Origin of the sequence: Amycolatopsis palatopharyngis (assembly GCF_003385185.1) — a bacterium.
GTDB classification, from domain to species: domain Bacteria; phylum Actinomycetota; class Actinomycetes; order Mycobacteriales; family Pseudonocardiaceae; genus Amycolatopsis; species Amycolatopsis palatopharyngis.
In genome coordinates, this window is sequence record NZ_PQHZ01000045.1 from 23086 (window position 1) to 40995 (window position 17910).

Below are 17910 nucleotides of genomic sequence, written 5' to 3' on the forward strand. Positions count from 1 at the left end.
AAATGTCGTTGGTGGACGCCGCGCACGGCCGCGGTGACAGCACTGGCGCTGACGCACCTTCCGTCGCCGAGACACCCGGCAGGCGTGGTGTCCGGCAGGTGGTGGGTGCGTATGCGGCGCTGGCCAAGCCACGGGTGATCGAGCTCCTGCTGGTGACCACCATCCCCGCGATGTTCCTCGCCGGGCGCGAGATCCCTTCGCCATGGCTCGTGCTGGCCACGCTCCTCGGCGGGACGATGGCCGCCGGCAGTGCGAACGCGCTGAACTGCGTGATCGACACCGATATCGACAAGGTGATGAAGCGCACCAAGCGCAGGCCACTGGTGCGGGACTCGGTGCCACAGCGGGGCGCGCTGATCTTCGGTCTCACACTCGGGGCGGCCTCGTTCGCGGTGCTCGCGCTGACGGTGAACCTGTTGTCGGCGATCCTCGCGGTCGCGACGATCCTGTTCTACATCTTCGTCTACACCCTGGTGCTCAAGCGCCGCACGCCGCAGAACGTGGTGTGGGGCGGCGCGGCCGGATGCATGCCGGTGGTGATCGGCTGGTCCGCCGTCTCCGGGACGGTGGAGTGGCCCGCGCTGGTGATGTTCGGCGTGATCTTCTTCTGGACGCCGCCGCACACGTGGGCGCTGGCGATGAAGTACCGCGAGGACTACGAGCGCGCGGGCGTGCCGATGCTGCCGGTCGTGGCCACGCCGGAGCACGTCGCGAAGCAGATCGTCATCTACTCGTGGGTGATGGTGGGCTGGACGCTGCTGCTCGCCCCGGCGACGAGCTGGCTCTACACCACCTTCGCCGTGGTGGCAGGCGCCTGGTTCCTCTTCTACGCGCACCGGCTGCGCGCCGCTGTCGGCCGTGGCGTCGAGACCAAGCCGATGGCGCTGTTCCACCGCTCGAACACGTACCTGATGATCGTGTTCTGCGCCCTCGCCGTCGACGCGGCGATCGGCCTCCCGGTCCTCGGCCTCCCGTTCTGATCTCTGCCCACCCCCGGAATTCGCCGACGAATTCCCGCCGGGCAGGAACAACGGCGGGCTCGCTGTCGTTGGTTCCTGGGCCGATCGACACTCTGATTTGAAAGTGGGCTGCCCTTGTCCGTGTCCCCGCATGACCGGGAACCAGACAACTCCGAGATCGCCGCGGAGCAGGAGTATCTCTCGCTGCTCTACCGCAAGCTCGACGCCGAACGGGAGGTCGCGTCGCGCAGGCTGACCACAGCACTGGAGCAGACCGGGGGAACACCGCAGGCGCGCGCTGAACGTGAAGCCTCCACCTCGATGTACACCGAGCGGATCGCCCAGCTCGGCTCCGTCGAGCAGGGGCTGTGCTTCGGGCGCCTGAACCTGCGCGACGGTGAACAGTTCTACGTGGGCAGGCTCGGCCTGTTCGACGAGGACGACGAGTACAACCCGCTGCTGGTGGACTGGCGTGCCCCCGTGGCCCGCCCCTTCTACCTCGCCACGGCGGCCTCGCCGGACGGCGTCGTGCGCCGCAGGCACATCCGCACGCTCAGCAGGCGCGTGGTCGGTGTGGACGACGAGATCCTGGACCTTTCGGCCGCCGACCAGGGCCACGACCTCGGCCTCGCGGGGGAGGCCGCGCTGCTGGCCGCGCTGGAGCGCAGGCGGACCGGCGAGATGGCCGACATCGTCGCCACCATCCAGGCCGAGCAGGACCGCATCATCCGCGCGGACCTGAACGGCGTCCTGGTGGTGCAGGGTGGCCCTGGTACCGGCAAGACCGCCGTCGCGCTGCACCGGGCGGCATACCTGCTCTACACGTACCGGCGTCAGCTCAGCACCCGTGGCGTGCTCGTCGTCGGGCCCAACCCGACGTTCCTGCGCTACATCGGCCAGGTGCTGCCGTCTCTGGGGGAGACCGGCGTGCTGCTCAAGACGATGGGCACGCTGCTGCCCGGTCTCAGGGCGGACGGCGCCGAACCGGCAGGCGCGGCCGAGATCAAGGGCCGCGACGTCATGGTCCAGGTACTGGCCGACGCCGTGCGCGACCGGCAGGTGATCCCCGGCGATCCGCTGGAGGTCGACGTCGAGGGCGAGACGCTGGCGATCCACCGGGAGATGGCCGAGCGTGCGCGGGAAAAGGCGCGGCGCTCACAGCGGTCCCACAACGTCGCCAGGCGGATCTTCCTGGACCGCATGCTCGACGCGCTCACCGAACAGTCGGTGTCCCGGACCGAGGGTGATGTGTTCGACGGGCTGCCCGAGATCCCCCTCGCGGCGGGGGAGGACCCGGACGCCGATGTGCTCGACGCCCGCGACCATGCCGCGATCCGCGCGGAACTCGCCGAGGACAAGAAGGTGCGGGCGGCGCTGGATTCGTTGTGGCCGTTGCTGACTCCCGAGGAGACCCTCGGTGACCTGCTGGGCTCCGCCGAGCGGCTGGAGTGCGCGGCCGGGACGGCGCTGGACACCACGGAACGTGCGCTGTTGCTGCGCGAGCCGGGGTCACCCTGGTCGTCCTCGGACGTGCCACTGCTCGACGAGCTGGCCGAACTCCTCGGTGAGGACGACACCGAGGAACGCGCCGAGCAGGCGCGGCAGGAGCGCGAGCAGAAGGCGTACGCCGAGGGCGTGCTGCACATCCTCGAACAGGACGAGGAGATCATCGACGAGGAGGTGTTGCGGGTCGGCGACATCCTCGACGCCGAACTGCTGGCCGAGCGGCAGGATCGGCGCAGCGACCTCACCGCCGCGCAACGGGCCGCCCAGGACCGCACCTGGACCTTCGGGCACGTGATCATCGACGAGGCGCAGGAGCTCTCCGCGATGGACTGGCGTTCGCTCATGCGCCGCTGCCCGAGCCGTTCCGTCACCGTGGTGGGCGACGTGGCGCAGACGGGCTCGGAGGCGGGCACGTCGTCCTGGCACCAGGTGCTCGGCCCGTACGTGGACGACCGCTGGCGGCTGCGCGAGCTGACGGTGAACTACCGGACGCCCGCCGAGATCATGGCCGTCGCGGGCCGGGTGCTCGCCGAGGCGAACCCGGACCTGTCCGCTCCGGCCTCCGTCCGGGAGGCGGGGGTCGACCCGTGGCAGGTCGAGGTGGGCCGGGCCGAGGCGCCCGGCCGCGTCCGCGAGCTGGTCGACGGCGAACTGAGTGCGGTGGACGGTGGCACGGTCGCGGTACTGGCCCCGAATGGACAGCTCGACGGTCTCGCCGGCGCGCTGGACGGGCTGCTGTCCGACGAGCTGTCGGGGGAGCAGTCGCGGGTGTCGCTGCTGACCGTGGAGCTGGCCAAGGGCCTGGAGTTCGACTCGGTGGTGGTGATCGGCCCGGACGAGGTCGTCGCCGAGTCACCGAGGGGGCTCAACGACCTCTACGTCGCGCTGACGCGGGCCACGAAGCGGCTCGGGATAGTGCACACGGGCGAGGTGCTGCCCGCGCTGTCGGGTCCGGCGAAGGAAGGTGCCGCGCCCGGTTAAGGTGGTCGCCATGCGCAGACTTGGCAAGATCATCGTGGTGACGGCGGCGGCTGTCGCGCTGGGCGCCTGTTCCCCGAACAACGAGGAGCCCTCGGACCTTCCCCCGGGCACCGACCCCACGCCGAGCCAGCAGGCCTCGGCACCGGCGAGCACCAGCCCGTCCAGTTCGCAGGCACAGGGGCCGGCGTGCAAGGCGGAGGACATCGAGGTGAGCGGCGGCTTCGGCGAGGACCCGGAGATCACCATCCCCGACGACTGCGCACCGCCGAAGGAGCTGATCTCCGAGGACCTGGTGACCGGCGACGGCCCCGAGGCCACCGAGGGCAGCACCGTCGAGGTGAACTACAAGCTCAAGTCCTGGTCCGACGGCGAGGTCAAGGACAGCTCGTTCGAGCGGGGCGAGACCTTCCCGCTGGAGAACCTGGGTCAGGCTCGAGTCATCGACGGCTGGAACCAGGGCCTGATCGGCATCACCGAGGGCAGCCGACGCCTCCTAGTCGTCCCGCCGGACCTGGGATACGGAGAGCGGGGCAATCAGGGCATCGCGCCCAACGAGACGCTCGTCTTCGTCGTCGACGCCGTCAAGGTCACGCCCGCCTGAGCCACTACACGATCGGCGGTGCAGCGTGCGACACGCTGCACCGCCTTTGTGTTGATGGGGATGCCGTCACCCAGGTCGCACGCCAGTGATATCCGTCCTGGTCCGCACGCTCGGCGGTGAACCTCACGGAGTCTCCCGAGTGCAGGGAACCCCTTCCCCGTTCACGGCAGCAGCAGGAGCTTGCCCGTGCTGCGGCGGCCCTCGAGGTCCTCGTGCGCGCGGCGGGCCTCGGCCAGCGGGTAAGCGCCGCCGATGCGGATCTTCAACGTGCCTTCGGCGACCGCGCCGAACAGTTCTCCCGCGCGCCAGTCGAGCTCCTCGCGGGTGCGGATGTAGGCGCCGATCGACGGCCGGGTCAGATACACCGAGCCGGCCGCGTTGAGCCGCTGCGGGTCGACCGGCGGCACCGGGCCGCTGGCCGCGCCGAACAGCGCCAGCACTCCGCGCGGCCGCAGGCTCGCCAGGCTGCCGTCGAATGTGGACTGGCCGACGCCGTCGTAGACCGCCGCGACGCCCTCGCCTTCGGTCAGTTCGCGGGTCCGTTCCGCGAAGTCGGTCTCGGTGTAGCGGATGACCTCGTCCGCGCCCGCCTCCTTGGCCAGCGCCTCCTTCTCCGCCGTCGAAACCGTGCCGATCACCCGCGCGCCCCTGGCCTTCGCCAACTGGGTGAGCAGCAGCCCGACTCCGCCCGCAGCCGCGTGCACCAGCACCGTGTCCCCGTCCTGAACGGGGTGGGTGGAGGCGGCGAGATAGTGCGCGGTGATGCCCTGCAGGAGGGTGGCCGCCGCGATCTCGTCGGTGACGGCGTCGGGTACCCGGACAGCCGAGGCAGCCGGTACCAGGACGCGCTGCGCGTAGCTACCGGGCACTCCCTGCCAAGCGACCCGATCGCCCGCCGAGAAGTCCGTGACACCCTCGCCCACGGCGACGACGGAGCCCGCGCCCTCGAGGCCGAGCACGATCGGCAGGTCGAGCGGGTAGAGCCCGGAACGCTGATACGTATCGATGTAGTTGACGCCGGCGGCGGCCACCTGGATCAGCAGCTGCCCCTGCCCAGGGTCGCCGACCTCGACCTCGCCGACCTCCAGCACTTCGGGTCCGCCGTTCTGCCGAACCTGTACCGCCGTGGGCATACGTCCTCCTCGTTCACTTCTGACAAGCACCGATAATGCTGACTACCCGAGTTTCAATTAAGACACCGCGTACAACTATGGCCGGGACCACGATGTTCCACCTCGCAGGGGCCGGACATCTACACTCCGGTACGTGGCTGAACAGAGCGAGCAGACCGAGCAGACCAAGATCCAGACCACGTACCGGCCTGGGCACCTTTCGGCGGCCAAGAACTTCGTCGCCGAACACGGCAAGCCGTCGAAGGCCGTGGTGGAGTACCTGGGCCGTGCCGGTGCCCGAGTGGTGCTGGTCGGCGCCGACGGCGCTCTTGGCGACGTCGTGGTACCGAGCGTCAGCGCGGGTGAGGCGCTGGTGGAGGCGGTGGACGACCTGGAGCCCGCCGAATGGGACGCCGAGACGGTGAACGCCACCCGGATCAGCTCGGAGCATCGCCGCAAAATGGGTCGCTCCCTGCTGCGCCAGTGACAGCCGCGTCCCCGAAGGTCGTCCTCGCGGGTTGCGCGAAGCTGCCCGAGGGAGACGGCGACGAGGCCGAAGCCGTCACGGCGCTGCGCGAACTGGGCGTGGCCGCGGAATGGGCGCGCTGGGACGACCCCCACGTCGACTTCACCGCCGCCGATCTGGTTGTGCTGCGCTCGACCTGGGATTACCCGGACCGGCGCACGGAGTTTCTCGACTGGTGCGATTCGGTTCCCGGACTGTGCAATCCGGCCCAGGTCGCGCGCTGGAACACCGACAAGACCTATCTCATCGACCTGGCCCGGGCCGGGGTGCCGATCGTGCCGACCGAGTTGCTTCCGCCGGGAACCGCACCGCACTGGCCCGGCACCGAATTCGTGCTGAAGCCCGCAGTGGGCGTCGGCTCGATCGGTGCGGCGAGGTTCGCGGTCAAATCCGTCGAGGCCGCGCGGTCACACCTCGACAACCTGCACCGTGGCGGCCACACCGTGCTGGCCCAGCCATATCAGTCCGCTGTGGACAGCGAGGGGGAGACCGCACTGGTGTTCCTCGGTGGAGTCTTCTCGCACGCCTTCACCAAGGGGGCGATGCTGGCCGGCAACGAGGTGGACGGGACCGGGCTTTTCGTGTCCGAACGCCTGGGAGTCGCCACACCGGACCCGGCACGGCGAAAGCTGGCCGAGGACACGCTCGACGCCGCGGCCGAGCTGCTCCGCCTGCGCCGCTCGGATCTGCTGTACGCCCGCGTGGACCTGGTCCGCGCCGACGACGGCCGTCCCGCGCTGCTGGAACTGGAACTCACCGAACCCTCGCTCGGCTTCCGCCACGCCGAGCCTGCCGCGGCGCTACGGTTCGCCTCCGCGGTCCGCGCCCGGCTCGGCGGGTAGCGAATACATGTCTGCCGAATCGGACGAACCCGGCGAGCGCGAGAGTCCCGTCGACGACGCCGTCGACCGGATGATCGCCGAGTGGGCGCGGCGAGATCCGGATCTGGACGCGGGCGCACTGCACGTCGTCGGCCGGTTGCTGCTCAGCGCCGACAACATCCAGCGCGAGCTCGTTTCCGCCCTGCGCCCGCTCGGGCTGAGTTACGGGGACTTCGACGTGGTGAACACGCTGCGCCGGCTCGGGCAGGCTGACGGCACCAATCCGAAGGACCTGGCCAGGTCGGCGTTGATCACCTCCGGTGCGATGACGGCGCGTCTCGACCGGCTGGAACGGCTGGGACTCGTAGAACGGCGCGGTGACCCCGGTGATCGCCGGGGAGTGCTCGTCCGGCTCACTGAACGCGGGGAACAGCTCGCCGAACGCGCTCTCGCCGCGGTGCTGGCAGCCGACGAGGAGATCCTCGAACCGCTCGACAGCGCACAACGCGACACGCTGGCGGACATGCTCAAGCGGCTTCTCGTCCGGAAGGAGACACGGTGAGAGCCCTCAGGCGGCCTCGAACGCTGCCTTGTAGGCGGCAGCACCCTCGATGGCTTCGAACGGCCAGCTGACCAGGCTCATCGGCACCCGATTGTCCAGTGCCGCGGCCACCTCGGCCGCCGTGGTGAGCGAGGTCCCGCCGCAGATCTCGACGAGATCGGCGCCCTGCTCGACGAGTTCGACGGCCACCGCGGCCGCCGCCGCTGCGTCCGGCGCGCCGACGACGGTCGTGCGGCCACCGCCGGCGTGGGTGCGCACAACGCGGTCCACAGCTGGATCCGCGTCCGGTGCGGCGTAGATGGTCACGGAGTGACCGAGTTCCGGCCCCGGGAAGGAGCCGAACGCGAAGCCCGCGACGCCGACGGGGGCGCGTCCGGCCACCGCGGTCATGACCTGTGCCGCCGCATCGAGGCCGAATCCCCGGTACAGCTCGATCAACCGGACACCCGCTTCGGCCAGTTCGGCCGAGACACGTGCGGCTGCCTCCCCGTCCGGCACCCAGACCAGAAGCGTCTTGCTGCCGGAGTGCTCATGCACGACTCGGTCCTTGGCGGGATCCGATCCGGCCTGCAGGAAGACGAAGGCCTCGGCGAATTCGTTCATGACGGTCCCTCCCAGAGTTAGCTTGGCATCAAGTAACTTGATACCAAGCTAACCCCGGCAAGGCTCGCACGTATTCCGCCAACCGTGCCCGGCATACTTCCCCAATGTGGCATTGGGGACGTTGGTGTTCCCCAATGCCACATTGGGGAACACCAACTCAGGCGGGGGTGGCGCGCTTTGCCGCCAGGCGTTCCGGCTTCGGCCAGCGGACGTTGTGCGCCCAGCCGAGCTTCTCGAACGCCCAGATGACCCGTGCCGAGATGTCGAGCTGACCGCGCAGCACGCCGTGGCGGGCGCAGGTCGGATCGGCGTGGTGCGAGTTGTGCCAGGACTCGCCCATGGACAGGATCGCCAGGGGCCAGAAGTTGGCGGCCTTGTCGCGGCTGGTGAACGGGCGCGAACCGACCATGTGGCAGATCGAGTTCACCGACCAGGTGACGTGGTGCAGGAAGGCGATCCGGACCAGGCCGGCCCAGAAGAACGCGGTCACCGCACCCCAGATCGACCAGGTGAGCAGGCCGCCCAGGACCGCGGGCAGGGCGAGGCTGAGGGTGATCCAGAGCCAGAAGAAGCGGTTGACCACTCGCAGGTCCTCGTCGGCGACCAGGTCCGGGGCGAAGCGTTCGTAGTTGGTCACCTCACGCTTGAACATCCAGCCCATGTGGGCGTGCCAGAAACCGCGCAGCAGCGCGGAGGGCGAGGTGCCGAAGAGCCACGGCGAGTGCGGGTCGCCCTCGCGGTCGGCGAAGGCGTGGTGCCTGCGGTGGCTGGCCACCCAGAAGATGACCGAACCCTGCACGGCCATGCTCCCGGCGATGGCGAGGGCCACCCGCAACACCCGGTTGGTCTTGAACGCACCGTGGGTGAAGTATCGGTGGTACCCGACGGTCACACCGAGGGTGCCAACCGTGTAGAAGGTGACGGCGAGTGCCACGTCGACCCAGTTGAGTCCCCACCCCCAGGCGAACGGGACGGCGGCCAGCAGCGCCAGGAACGGGATCAGCAGGAAGGCCTTGAGCACGATCATCTCGGCGGTGGAGCGATGTCCGGAGATTATCGGTTTGGTCTGTGACCGCTGGTCGGGTTGGGCTGGTGCAGTGCTCATGTCGCGGGGTTACCTCGAATCGGGGGACGGGAAACAAGAAGAGCAAACCGGATAAAGCGCACCATTATGGGCACCTTCCCGGCGATTCAGCCTAACCTCTGCCTCCGCAGAACATGCCACTCGAGCATTACGAGCGCGTGACAGTCGGCTTGCGCTGTTCGGTGGAGGAGGTGTCATCCGCTTTCGCGGGTGCCGCGTGGAAGGAGACCGAGGGACCACGATCACGCGCGGCGCACCACAGGGCGGCGGTGGCCACGATGACCACGGCGGACCCGAGGACGTGGAACGACACCAGTTGTTCGGGGACTCCCAGTTCGTACTGCAGGGTGCCGAGGCCGCCCTGGGCAAGTGCCACCACCCAGACGATGCCATAGCGGCGCCACAGTCGTGGCGTGGCGCTCCCGCGCGACAGGTGCAGTCCCAGCAAGGCCAGCACGACCAGGTACACCACGAGCAGCGCGCCGTGGACGCTCGCGAGGACGTTGATCGGCGCCTGCAACCGAGGGGTGTCGGGATCCCCGCCATGCGGACCCGCGCCGGTGACCGTCGTGCCGGCCGTCAGTACCCCGGCCAGTGCGACCACGAGCGCGACCAGCAGTTTGCGGCCGCTCGCGGAGACCTGCCAACGCGGCGGTTCGTCCCCCTCGGCGAACGCGTGCAGCAGCAGCACGGCGAGCCAGACGAGGATCGTCGAGGCGAGGAAGTGGATGGCGACCGTCCACCACAGCAACCCGGCGAGCACTGTCATCCCGCCGATCACCGCCTGGGCGAGGACCCCGCCGGGCATCGTCCAGGCCAGCAGCAACAGCCGTTTGCGGCTCGGGTGGGTGACGTAGATCCGCCACGCGGCGAGTACGCACAGCGCGGCCACGAGCACCACGACCCCGGTGAGCAGCCGGTTACCGAACTCGATCCACTGGGTGAGTGTCTCGTACTCCGGGTGCTCGACCGGGAACATGCTGCCTTCGAAACACTGCGGCCAGGTCGGGCAGCCGAGACCAGAGCCTGTCACCCGGACGATGGATCCGGTGACGCCGATACCGCCCTGAGCGATGATCGCGGCGATGGCCAGTGCCCGCTGCACCGACGGGGACGGATACGGCAGGCGGGCGATCAGACTACTGACGGGCACCCGCAAATTGTAGGCAAGTGCGGGCAGGGCATCTTTTCGGGTAGCGGTGGGCCTCAGGTGAGCCGGGTGGTTCTCGTGGCAAGTGCGGCGGCCGCCGCCGCCCAGGCCAGCAGGACCACCATCGGCTGCCACCCGAGCACCCCGTCGACGAGGGCCGTGCGCAACCCCTCGGCCAATGCGCCGGAGGGCAGCAGGGCCACGAGATCGCCCGCGACTCCCGGCAGGGACGCTGGGGCGAGCAGGATGCCTCCGGCCAGCAGCAGCACGAACCAAACGATGTTGGCCAGCGCGAGTACGGCCTCGGCCCGCAGGGAACCGCCGAGCAGGACGCCGAGCGCGCCGAAGCTCAACGTGCCCGCCACCAGCAGGAGGACGGCGTAGAGCAGCCCGATACCGGACGGCGACCAGCCCAGTAGCGCCGCGACGACGCCGAGCACGACAACCTGCAGTGCGACGACCACCAGTGCCGCGAGCACCCGGCCGGCCACGAGCAGCCAGCGGGGCAGCGCGGTGGCCGAAAGGCGCTTGAGCACCCCGTAGCGCCGATCGAAACCCAATGCGATGGCCTGCCCCGTGAAGGCCGACGACATCACCGCGAGGGCCAGGATGCGCGGGGTGACCCAGTCCACCTTCGTGGTCGAGCCGAGGTCGTGCATCGGCAGGATGTCCAGGACGCTGAGGCCGATCAGCAGGGCGATCGGGATGAGCAGGGTGAGCAGGATCTGCTCGCCATGACGCAGGGTCATGGCCGTTTCGAGGCGCGCGTGGGCCAGCAGCATCCGGCCGAGACCGCCCTGCCCCGGCGCCGGGGTGAACGTGCCGGGTGCGAACCTCGGCTGGCTCTCGCTGCGTGTCGCGGTCACGTCCGCAGCTCCCGTCCGGTCAGCTCGAGGAAGACCTCCTCGAGGTCACGTCTGCCGACGTGCATCTCCTCGGCCAGTACGCCGTGCTGTGCGCACCAGGCGGTCACGGTGGAAACCACCTGGGGATCGACGAGGCCCTCTACGCGGTACGTGCCGGGGGCGGACTCGCGGACCAGGTAGCCCTCGGGCAGTGCGGCCGCCAGCAGCTGGGTGTCGAGCCCCGAACGGGCACGGAAGCGCAGCTGGGCGGCGTCGGCCTGTTCGGCCGTCAGCGAGGTGGGGGAGCCCTGCGCGATAACCCTGCCGTTGTCGACGATGACAACGGTGTCGGCGAGCGCCTCGGCCTCCTCCATCAGGTGGGTGGTGAGCAGCACGCTCACACCGTCGGTGCGCAGTGCGCCGAGCAGTTCCCACACGAGCCGGCGCGCCTGCGGGTCCATGCCGGAGGTCGGCTCGTCCAGGAAAACCAGCTCGGGGCGTCCCACGAGGGCGCAGGCCAGGGAAAGCCGCTGCTGCTGGCCGCCGGACAGCCGCTTGAACGGGATCCGGCGGGCGCCGTCGAGTCCGAGCACGTCGAGCAGCCAGGCCGGGTCCAGCGGCCGTGCCGCGCAGGCGGCGACGAGCCGCAGCATCTCCTCTGCCCGGACGCCGGGGTAGGCGCCACCGCCCTGCGGCATCACGCCGATCCGTGGTCGCAGGGCCGCGGACTGGCGCACTGGGTCGAGCCCGAGCACGCGCACGGTTCCGGCATCCGGCCGGACGAACCCCTCACAGATCTCGACCGTGGTGGTCTTGCCCGCCCCGTTGGGCCCGAGCAGCGCCAGCAGCGCGCCACGGGGGAGCCGCAGGTCGACGCCGTCGACGGCGGTGACGGATCCGAATCGCTTCACCAGCCCGGTGATCTCGACGGCGGGTGCACTCACAAGTGACGAGGATACGGACCGTCCCTATGTGTGGTTCCCCGCGGGCTCCCTGGCCGCCTGTGGCTCGCGGCGAAACACCATCGGCGACTGATGCCGGACCACCAGCAGGGCGAGCACGATCACGATCGCCCCGGCGAGGTAGGCCTGGGGAAGGATGTAGGAGCGCCCGTCGAAGGTGCTGCCCGTCGGCGGGATGAGCAGCGCCAGTACGGCGCTCACCGCGGTGGCCACCACCCGGAACCGGGAGGTCCCCGCCGATGCGGCCAGCGGGATCACGGCCCACAACAGCCACCAGGGCTGCATGGCGACGTGCAGCATCATGAACGCGCCGAGTGAGACGCCGAGGCCGATCATCGGCCGGTAGCGCCAGCGGAAGCTGTCCCAGAGGAACTTGACCGTGATCGCGCCTGCCACGGCGTAGCCGAGCAGGCCGAGAATGGCGATCAGGGAGCCGGTGTGGTTGCCGAGGCCGAGGGCGATGCCGAGGATTCCGCCCACATTGGCGAGTTCGGTGACCGGGGAGATCCAGCTCCACACCATCCCCGGGGTGCCGAGGGCGCCGATCCAGCCGAACCCGAGCCCGGTTCCGAGGCAGACGGAGACGGTGATCACCGCGAAGACCAGTGACATCAGCGCCCCGGCCCGCAGCAGGTCGACGATCCGGCCGTGCCAGCGTCTGGCGATCATCACCCCGAAGAAGCCGAGTGCCACGATGGCGTGGATCTTGATCATCGCGCCCAGGGTGATCACCGTGGCGCCGAGCAGGATGAACGCGAGTTCGCCCTTGGCCAGCGGCGGTGGTGAGTCCCCGGAGACGCGAACGGGGAGCCTGCGAATACCGAGCTCCAGTCCCGCGACCATCAGGCCGATACCGAGCGCCTCGTTGTGCGCACCCGCGACCAGGTGAAACAGCACGAGCGGGTTCGCGGCACCCAGCCACAACGCGGTGGCGGGCTGTACGCCGAACCGGCGGGCCAGCCGGGGTAGCGCCCAGATGATCAGGCCGACACCCACCAGCGCCAGCGCCCGCTGCAGCAGCACGCCGGTGGCCACGTTGTTCCCGGCGACCGAGGCGATCCAGCTGCCCGCTTTGAGGAACAGCGGGCCGTAGGGAGCCGGGGTGTCCTTCCACATGTTGGACACGCCCATGGTCAGCGGGTCGGAGATGCCCAGCGCCTCCCCGGGGCCGAGGGCGTAGGGGTCCATTCCACGGTGCACGATCTCGCTCTGGGCGAGGTAGCTGTAGACGTCCCTGGAGAACAGCGGCGGGATGACCAGGAGCGGCGCGGCCCACAGGATGATCGTGCGGTGCAGCTGGCGGGGCGTGGCCAGGTGCGGCCGGGTGGGTCTGGCGAACCGGCCCAGTAACAGCCAGCCGATCACCATCATGCCCATTCCGGTGAAGGCGATCGCCAGTGAGACCGTCGGGATCCGGGGGAACAACCGCAGGACCGGAATATCGAAAACGGGATTGAGTACCGGCGCGGCGCCAGCTCCCAGCGCGCCGAACGCGATCAGCAGCGAACCGACCGTGCCGAAACAGCGGATCACCCGGAACGCGTGCTGTTCGGTGTCGTCGAGCCGTCTTGCCGGGCGGGGGCGCACCGGGGACGCGCTCAGGCCCTTGCCCGAGGGCGTGGAGGGCTCGGCGGGTCCATCGCTGCCCGCTCGCGCGCCCGAGCCGCCGTCGTCTGCCACGCCGAAAGACTAGCGGGTAACGACTGGGTGACGACCGGCCCCGGCGAAGCCCGCGGACCCGGGCGGGCGACGACGGCGACCGTTCAGCTTGCCGGTCCGGAGTGAGTCGCGTCACGGCCTTCGCGCGGCGCTTTGCCATCACCCCGTAAATACGACACACTGATGTTGTGAAAAACATCGGCACCTCTCAGCAGCGGGAAGGCGGCGCACGGCACGTTCCGATGGCCGGCGCCGCGGCCGGTGCCGTGCCCGTGCAGATCACCGCTGAGGGCCGCACCCGGCACGAGGTGGCGCGCCTGCTTCTGGAGCGGGGCCCGCTGTCCGCTGTGGCGGTCGCCGACGAGCTTGGCATCAGCCCCACGGCCGTGCGCAGGCACCTGGACGCATTGCTCGCTGACGGGGAGGCCGAGGCGCGCGGCGCGCCCCGCGGTGGACCGCGCGGCCGGGGCAGGCCTGCCAAGCAGTTCCTGCTGACCGAGCCGGGCCGGGCCAGGTTCGGCCACGCATACGACGACCTCGCCGTCGCCGCCATCCGGTTCCTCGCCGAGCACGCTGGGGAGGACGCCGTGCGCGCGTTCGCCGAGCGACGAGTGGCCGCGCTGGTCGAGCCGCATCGCGAGGAGATCAACCGCGCCGCTGGCCCGGAAGGCAGGGCGGAGGCCCTCGCCGCCGCCCTGACCAGGGAGGGATACGCTGCGTCAGCCCGGCAGGTCGGCGTAGTGGATAAGACCTCCGGTGCCGGAGTCGCCGGTGCGCAGCTCTGCCAGCACCACTGCCCGGTCGCGCACGTCGCCGCGGAGTTCCCGCAGCTGTGCGAGGCCGAGACCGAGGCGTTCGCCGAGTTGCTCGGCACGCACGTGCAGCGGCTGGCGACCATCGCCCGCGGCGACGCCGCGTGCACCACACACGTACCCGCCTCCTCGGCGGGTCACCCGGCGGCCACCGAGCCGGGGAGCACACAGCCGTCACCGGACGCGCACATCGCGTGGCCGGACGAGGGCCGAGATGCAGTATCCGCGAATGGAGGGCAACCCGCATGACTGCCGCTGCCGAGCAGCGCACTCCCACCACAGCGCCCCTTTCCCAGGAAGAGACCATCGAGTCACTGGGTAACTACGCGTTCGGTTGGGCCGACTCCGATGCCGCGGGCGCCAGCGCCCGCCGCGGACTGAACGAGGATGTCGTCACTGACATCTCGGAGAAGAAGTCCGAGCCGGAGTGGATGCGCGAGGCGCGCCTGAAGGCGCTGAAGTTGTTCCACCGCAAGCCGATGCCCAACTGGGGCGCCGACCTGTCGGGGATCGACTTCGACAACATCAAGTACTTCGTCCGTTCCACCGAGAAGCAGGCGACCAGCTGGGAAGACCTGCCCGAGGACATCAAGCGGACCTACGACAAGCTGGGCATTCCCGAGGCGGAGAAGCAGCGCCTCGTCGCCGGCGTCGCGGCCCAGTACGAGTCCGAGGTCGTCTACCACCAGATCCGTGAGGACCTGGAGGAGCAGGGCGTTCTCTTCCTCGACACCGACAGCGCGTTGCGCGAGCACCCGGAGATCTTCAAGGAGTACTTCGGCTCGGTGATCCCGGCCGGGGACAACAAGTTCTCCGCGCTCAACACCGCCGTCTGGTCGGGTGGATCGTTCATCTACGTGCCGCCGGGCGTGCACGTGGACATCCCGCTGCAGGCCTACTTCCGGATCAACACCGAGAACATGGGCCAGTTCGAGCGCACGCTGATCATCGTCGACGAGGGTGCCTACGTGCACTACGTCGAGGGTTGCACCGCGCCGATCTACGACTCGGACTCGCTGCACTCCGCGGTCGTGGAGATCATCGTGAAGAAGGGCGGCCGTTGCCGCTACACGACGATCCAGAACTGGTCGAACAACGTCTACAACCTGGTCACCAAGCGCACCAAGTGTGAAGAGGGCGCGACCATGGAGTGGGTCGACGGCAACATCGGCTCCAAGGTGACGATGAAGTACCCGTCGGTCTTCCTGATGGGCGAGCACGCCAAGGGTGAGGTGCTCTCGGTCGCGTTCGCCGGCGAGGGCCAGCACCAGGACGCGGGCGCCAAGATGGAGCACCTCGCGCCGTACACGTCCTCGACGATCGTGTCGAAGTCGGTGGCGCGCGGTGGTGGCCGGACCTCTTACCGCGGTCTGGTGAAGGTCGCCAAGCGGGCGCACCACTCGCGCTCCAGCGTGGTGTGTGACGCGCTGCTGGTGGACACCATTTCCCGGTCGGACACCTATCCCTACGTCGACATCCGTAACGACGACGTGTCGATGGGCCACGAGGCCACGGTGTCCAAGGTCAGCGAGGATCAGTTGTTCTACCTGATGTCGCGTGGCCTCACCGAGGAAGAGGCCATGGCGATGGTGGTCCGCGGGTTCGTCGAGCCGATCGCCAGGGAACTGCCGATGGAGTACGCCCTCGAACTGAACCGGCTGATCGAGCTGCAGATGGAAGGATCCGTCGGCTGAGATGACGGCTACGGCAGGCAAGACAGACAGCAACACGCTCAACACCGCCGTCGCGGGGGAGGCTGTCATTCCGGCAGCCTCCCGCGCGGAGCGGTTCTCCGGCTACGACGTCGAGGCCTTCGAGGTCCCGGGCGGGCGCGAGGAGAACTGGCGCTTCACGCCGATGAAGCGGCTGCGGGGACTGCACGACGGTTCCGCGGTCGCCACGGGGGAGATCACCGTGGAGGCGGACGCCGCCGACGAGGTGACCGTGGAGACCGTCGGTCGCGACGACGCGCGCCTCGGTGAGGCGGGCGCTCCCAGCGACCGTATCGCCGCGCAGGCCTACTCGTCGTTCACCTCGGCCACGGTCGTGACGGTGCCGAAGGAGACCAAGGCCTCGAAGCCGACGGTCATCCGGCTGCACGGCCCAGGTGCGGGCTCGACGGCCTACGGCCACGTCCAGGTGCGTGCCGAGCAGTTCGCGGAGGCCGCGATCGTGCTCGACCACGTCGGTTCGGGCACGTACGCCGACAACGTCGAGTTCGTCATCGGCGACGGCGCGAAGCTCACGGTGGTCAGCGTCCAGGACTGGGCCGACGACGCGGTGCACGTGTCCGAGCAGCACCTGCGGCTCGGCCGCGACGCCACGCTCAAGCACATCGTCGTCACGCTCGGCGGTGACCTGGTGCGGGTGAGCCCCACGGCCACCTTCGCCGACGCGGGCGGCGACGTCGAGATGCTCGGGCTCTACTTCGCGGACGCGGGCCAGCACCAGGAGCACCGGCTGTTCGTGGACCACGCGGTCGCGAACTGCAAGTCCAACGTGATGTACAAGGGTGCGCTGCAGGGCGAGGGCGCACACGGGGTGTGGATCGGCGATGTGCTGATCCGCGCGGCTGCCGAGGGCACACAGACCTACGAGCTGAACCGGAACCTGGTGCTCACCGAGGGCGCGCGTGCGGACTCGGTGCCGAACCTGGAGATCGAGACCGGGGAGATCGCCGGAGCCGGTCACGCCAGTGCCACGGGAAGGTTCGACGACGAGCAGTTGTTCTACCTGCAGTCGCGGGGAATCGCGGAGGAAGAGGCGCGCAGGCTGGTCGTGCGCGGGTTCTTCCACGAGATCCTGATGAAGATCGACATCCCGGAGGTGCGCGAGCGCCTGCAGACCGCGATCGAGGCAGAGCTGGAGGCGGTGGGCTCCTGAGCCCGGCGCCCGCCACCGAGTCAACTTCCCGCAACTGAACTAGAGAAACGAAGAGACATGGCAACCCTGGAAATCAAGGACCTGCACGCCGCGGTCACCACGGACGAAGGCCCCAAGGAAATCCTCAAGGGCGTCAACCTGACGATCCGCTCGGGCGAGATCCACGCGATCATGGGCCCGAACGGCTCCGGCAAGTCGACCCTGTCCTACGCGATCGCCGGTCACCCGAAGTACGAGGTGACCTCCGGCGAGGTGCTGCTGGACGGCGAGAACGTGCTCGAGATGAGCGTCGACGAGCGTGCCCGTGCCGGGCTGTTCCTCGCGATGCAGTACCCGGTCGAGGTGCCCGGCGTCTCGATGTCGAACTTCCTGCGCACCGCCGCGACCTCGGTTCGTGGTGAGGCCCCGAAGCTGCGGCACTGGGTCAAGGAGGTCAAGCAGGAGATGGCAAACCTGGACATCTCTGCCGAGTTCGCCGAGCGCAGCGTGAACGAGGGCTTCTCCGGCGGTGAGAAGAAGCGGCACGAGATCCTGCAGCTGTCGCTGCTGAAGCCGAAGTTCGCGATCCTCGACGAAACCGACTCCGGTCTCGACGTCGACGCGCTGCGCGTGGTCTCCGAGGGCGTGAACACCTACTCGTCGAACAACGACGCTGGCGTCCTGCTGATCACGCACTACACGCGGATCCTCAAGCACATCACGCCGAACTACGTGCACGTGTTCGCCGGTGGTCGCATCGTCGAGTCCGGCGGTGTCGAGCTGGCGAACGAGCTCGAGGAGAGCGGCTACGTCAAGTACGTCGGCAAGCCCGAGCCCGCCAGCATCTGAGGCGCGGCGCACGGCG

17 protein-coding genes are annotated in these 17910 nt (G+C 69.3%); 10 read left to right on the forward strand and 7 right to left on the reverse strand.

Annotation, left to right across the window (positions count from 1 at the left end; all coding sequences use genetic code 11):
• Positions 1-2 precede the first annotated feature (2 nt).
• The 3 genes from D0C15_RS26400 to D0C15_RS26410 all read left to right on the forward strand — a co-directional run bounded on the left by D0C15_RS26400 (position 3) and on the right by D0C15_RS26410 (position 4047).
• Positions 3-980 carry a heme o synthase gene (locus tag D0C15_RS26400; RefSeq protein WP_116050660.1) on the forward strand — a complete coding sequence of 326 codons (978 nt, stop codon included), beginning with the start codon at positions 3-5 and terminating at the stop codon, positions 978-980.
• Between the two features lie 114 nt (positions 981-1094).
• The gene (locus tag D0C15_RS26405) at positions 1095-3446 is read left to right on the forward strand and encodes an ATP-binding domain-containing protein (protein WP_116050662.1); all 2352 of its coding nucleotides are present in this window, start codon (positions 1095-1097) and stop codon (positions 3444-3446) included.
• A 10-nt stretch (positions 3447-3456) separates the two neighbouring features.
• A complete protein-coding gene (locus tag D0C15_RS26410; RefSeq protein WP_116050693.1) occupies positions 3457-4047 on the forward strand; it encodes an FKBP-type peptidyl-prolyl cis-trans isomerase in 591 nt (196 codons plus the stop codon).
• Positions 4048-4208: 161 nt separating this feature from the next.
• On the opposite strand, the gene D0C15_RS26415 is transcribed toward D0C15_RS26410, so the two are convergent.
• The gene (locus D0C15_RS26415; RefSeq protein WP_116050663.1) at positions 4209-5180 is read right to left on the reverse strand and encodes a quinone oxidoreductase family protein; all 972 of its coding nucleotides are present in this window, start codon (positions 5178-5180) and stop codon (positions 4209-4211) included.
• Positions 5181-5313: 133 nt separating this feature from the next.
• On the opposite strand from D0C15_RS26415, the gene D0C15_RS26420 reads away from it, so the two are divergent.
• Genes D0C15_RS26420 through D0C15_RS26430 form a run of 3 tightly spaced genes read left to right on the forward strand, consistent with a single transcriptional unit; the run spans position 5314 to position 7068 of the window.
• Entirely contained in the window at positions 5314-5646 is a 333-nt protein-coding gene (locus D0C15_RS26420) for a hypothetical protein (RefSeq protein WP_425455431.1), read from the forward strand.
• On the forward strand, positions 5643-6527 hold the full coding sequence (locus D0C15_RS26425; RefSeq protein WP_116050665.1) for an ATP-grasp domain-containing protein: 885 nt from the start codon (positions 5643-5645) through the stop codon (positions 6525-6527). Before D0C15_RS26420 ends, D0C15_RS26425 begins: the two co-directional genes overlap by 4 nt.
• 7 nt (positions 6528-6534) lie before the next feature.
• Positions 6535-7068: a MarR family winged helix-turn-helix transcriptional regulator gene (locus D0C15_RS26430; protein WP_211323331.1), complete on the forward strand. Its 534-nt coding sequence runs from the start codon at positions 6535-6537 to the stop codon at positions 7066-7068.
• Between the two features lie 6 nt (positions 7069-7074).
• Here D0C15_RS26430 and D0C15_RS26435 read toward each other — a convergent pair whose 3' ends face one another.
• The 6 genes from D0C15_RS26435 to mptB form a co-directional block, all read right to left on the reverse strand.
• The gene (locus tag D0C15_RS26435; protein ID WP_116050667.1) at positions 7075-7671 is read right to left on the reverse strand and encodes a DUF6506 family protein; all 597 of its coding nucleotides are present in this window, start codon (positions 7669-7671) and stop codon (positions 7075-7077) included.
• Between the two features lie 157 nt (positions 7672-7828).
• A complete protein-coding gene (locus D0C15_RS26440; RefSeq protein WP_116050669.1) occupies positions 7829-8776 on the reverse strand; it encodes an acyl-CoA desaturase in 948 nt (315 codons plus the stop codon).
• 127 nt (positions 8777-8903) lie between these two features.
• Entirely contained in the window at positions 8904-9908 is a 1005-nt protein-coding gene (locus tag D0C15_RS26445) for a COX15/CtaA family protein (protein WP_116050671.1), read from the reverse strand.
• Between the two features lie 53 nt (positions 9909-9961).
• Positions 9962-10771: an ABC transporter permease gene (locus D0C15_RS26450; protein WP_162830264.1), complete on the reverse strand. Its 810-nt coding sequence runs from the start codon at positions 10769-10771 to the stop codon at positions 9962-9964.
• A complete protein-coding gene (locus tag D0C15_RS26455) occupies positions 10768-11694 on the reverse strand; it encodes an ABC transporter ATP-binding protein (RefSeq protein WP_116050673.1) in 927 nt (308 codons plus the stop codon). Before D0C15_RS26455 ends, D0C15_RS26450 begins: the two co-directional genes overlap by 4 nt.
• Before the next feature lie 24 nt (positions 11695-11718).
• On the reverse strand, positions 11719-13314 hold the full coding sequence (mptB, locus tag D0C15_RS26460; protein WP_116050701.1) for a polyprenol phosphomannose-dependent alpha 1,6 mannosyltransferase MptB: 1596 nt from the start codon (positions 13312-13314) through the stop codon (positions 11719-11721).
• A 245-nt stretch (positions 13315-13559) separates the two neighbouring features.
• Here mptB and D0C15_RS26465 point away from each other — a divergent pair, with 245 nt between their 5' ends.
• From D0C15_RS26465 to sufC, 4 genes are read left to right on the forward strand one after another with little or no spacing between them, the layout of a single operon-like run.
• The gene (locus D0C15_RS26465; RefSeq protein WP_425455432.1) at positions 13560-14432 is read left to right on the forward strand and encodes a helix-turn-helix transcriptional regulator; all 873 of its coding nucleotides are present in this window, start codon (positions 13560-13562) and stop codon (positions 14430-14432) included.
• Positions 14429-15877, forward strand: coding sequence for a Fe-S cluster assembly protein SufB (gene sufB, locus D0C15_RS26470; RefSeq protein ID WP_116050675.1), 1449 nt, complete (start codon positions 14429-14431; stop codon positions 15875-15877). Before D0C15_RS26465 ends, sufB begins: the two co-directional genes overlap by 4 nt.
• Position 15878: 1 nt before the next feature.
• A complete protein-coding gene (gene sufD / locus D0C15_RS26475; protein ID WP_116050677.1) occupies positions 15879-17066 on the forward strand; it encodes a Fe-S cluster assembly protein SufD in 1188 nt (395 codons plus the stop codon).
• Positions 17067-17123: 57 nt separating this feature from the next.
• Entirely contained in the window at positions 17124-17894 is a 771-nt protein-coding gene (gene sufC / locus D0C15_RS26480; protein ID WP_116050679.1) for a Fe-S cluster assembly ATPase SufC, read from the forward strand.
• Positions 17895-17910 lie beyond the last annotated feature (16 nt).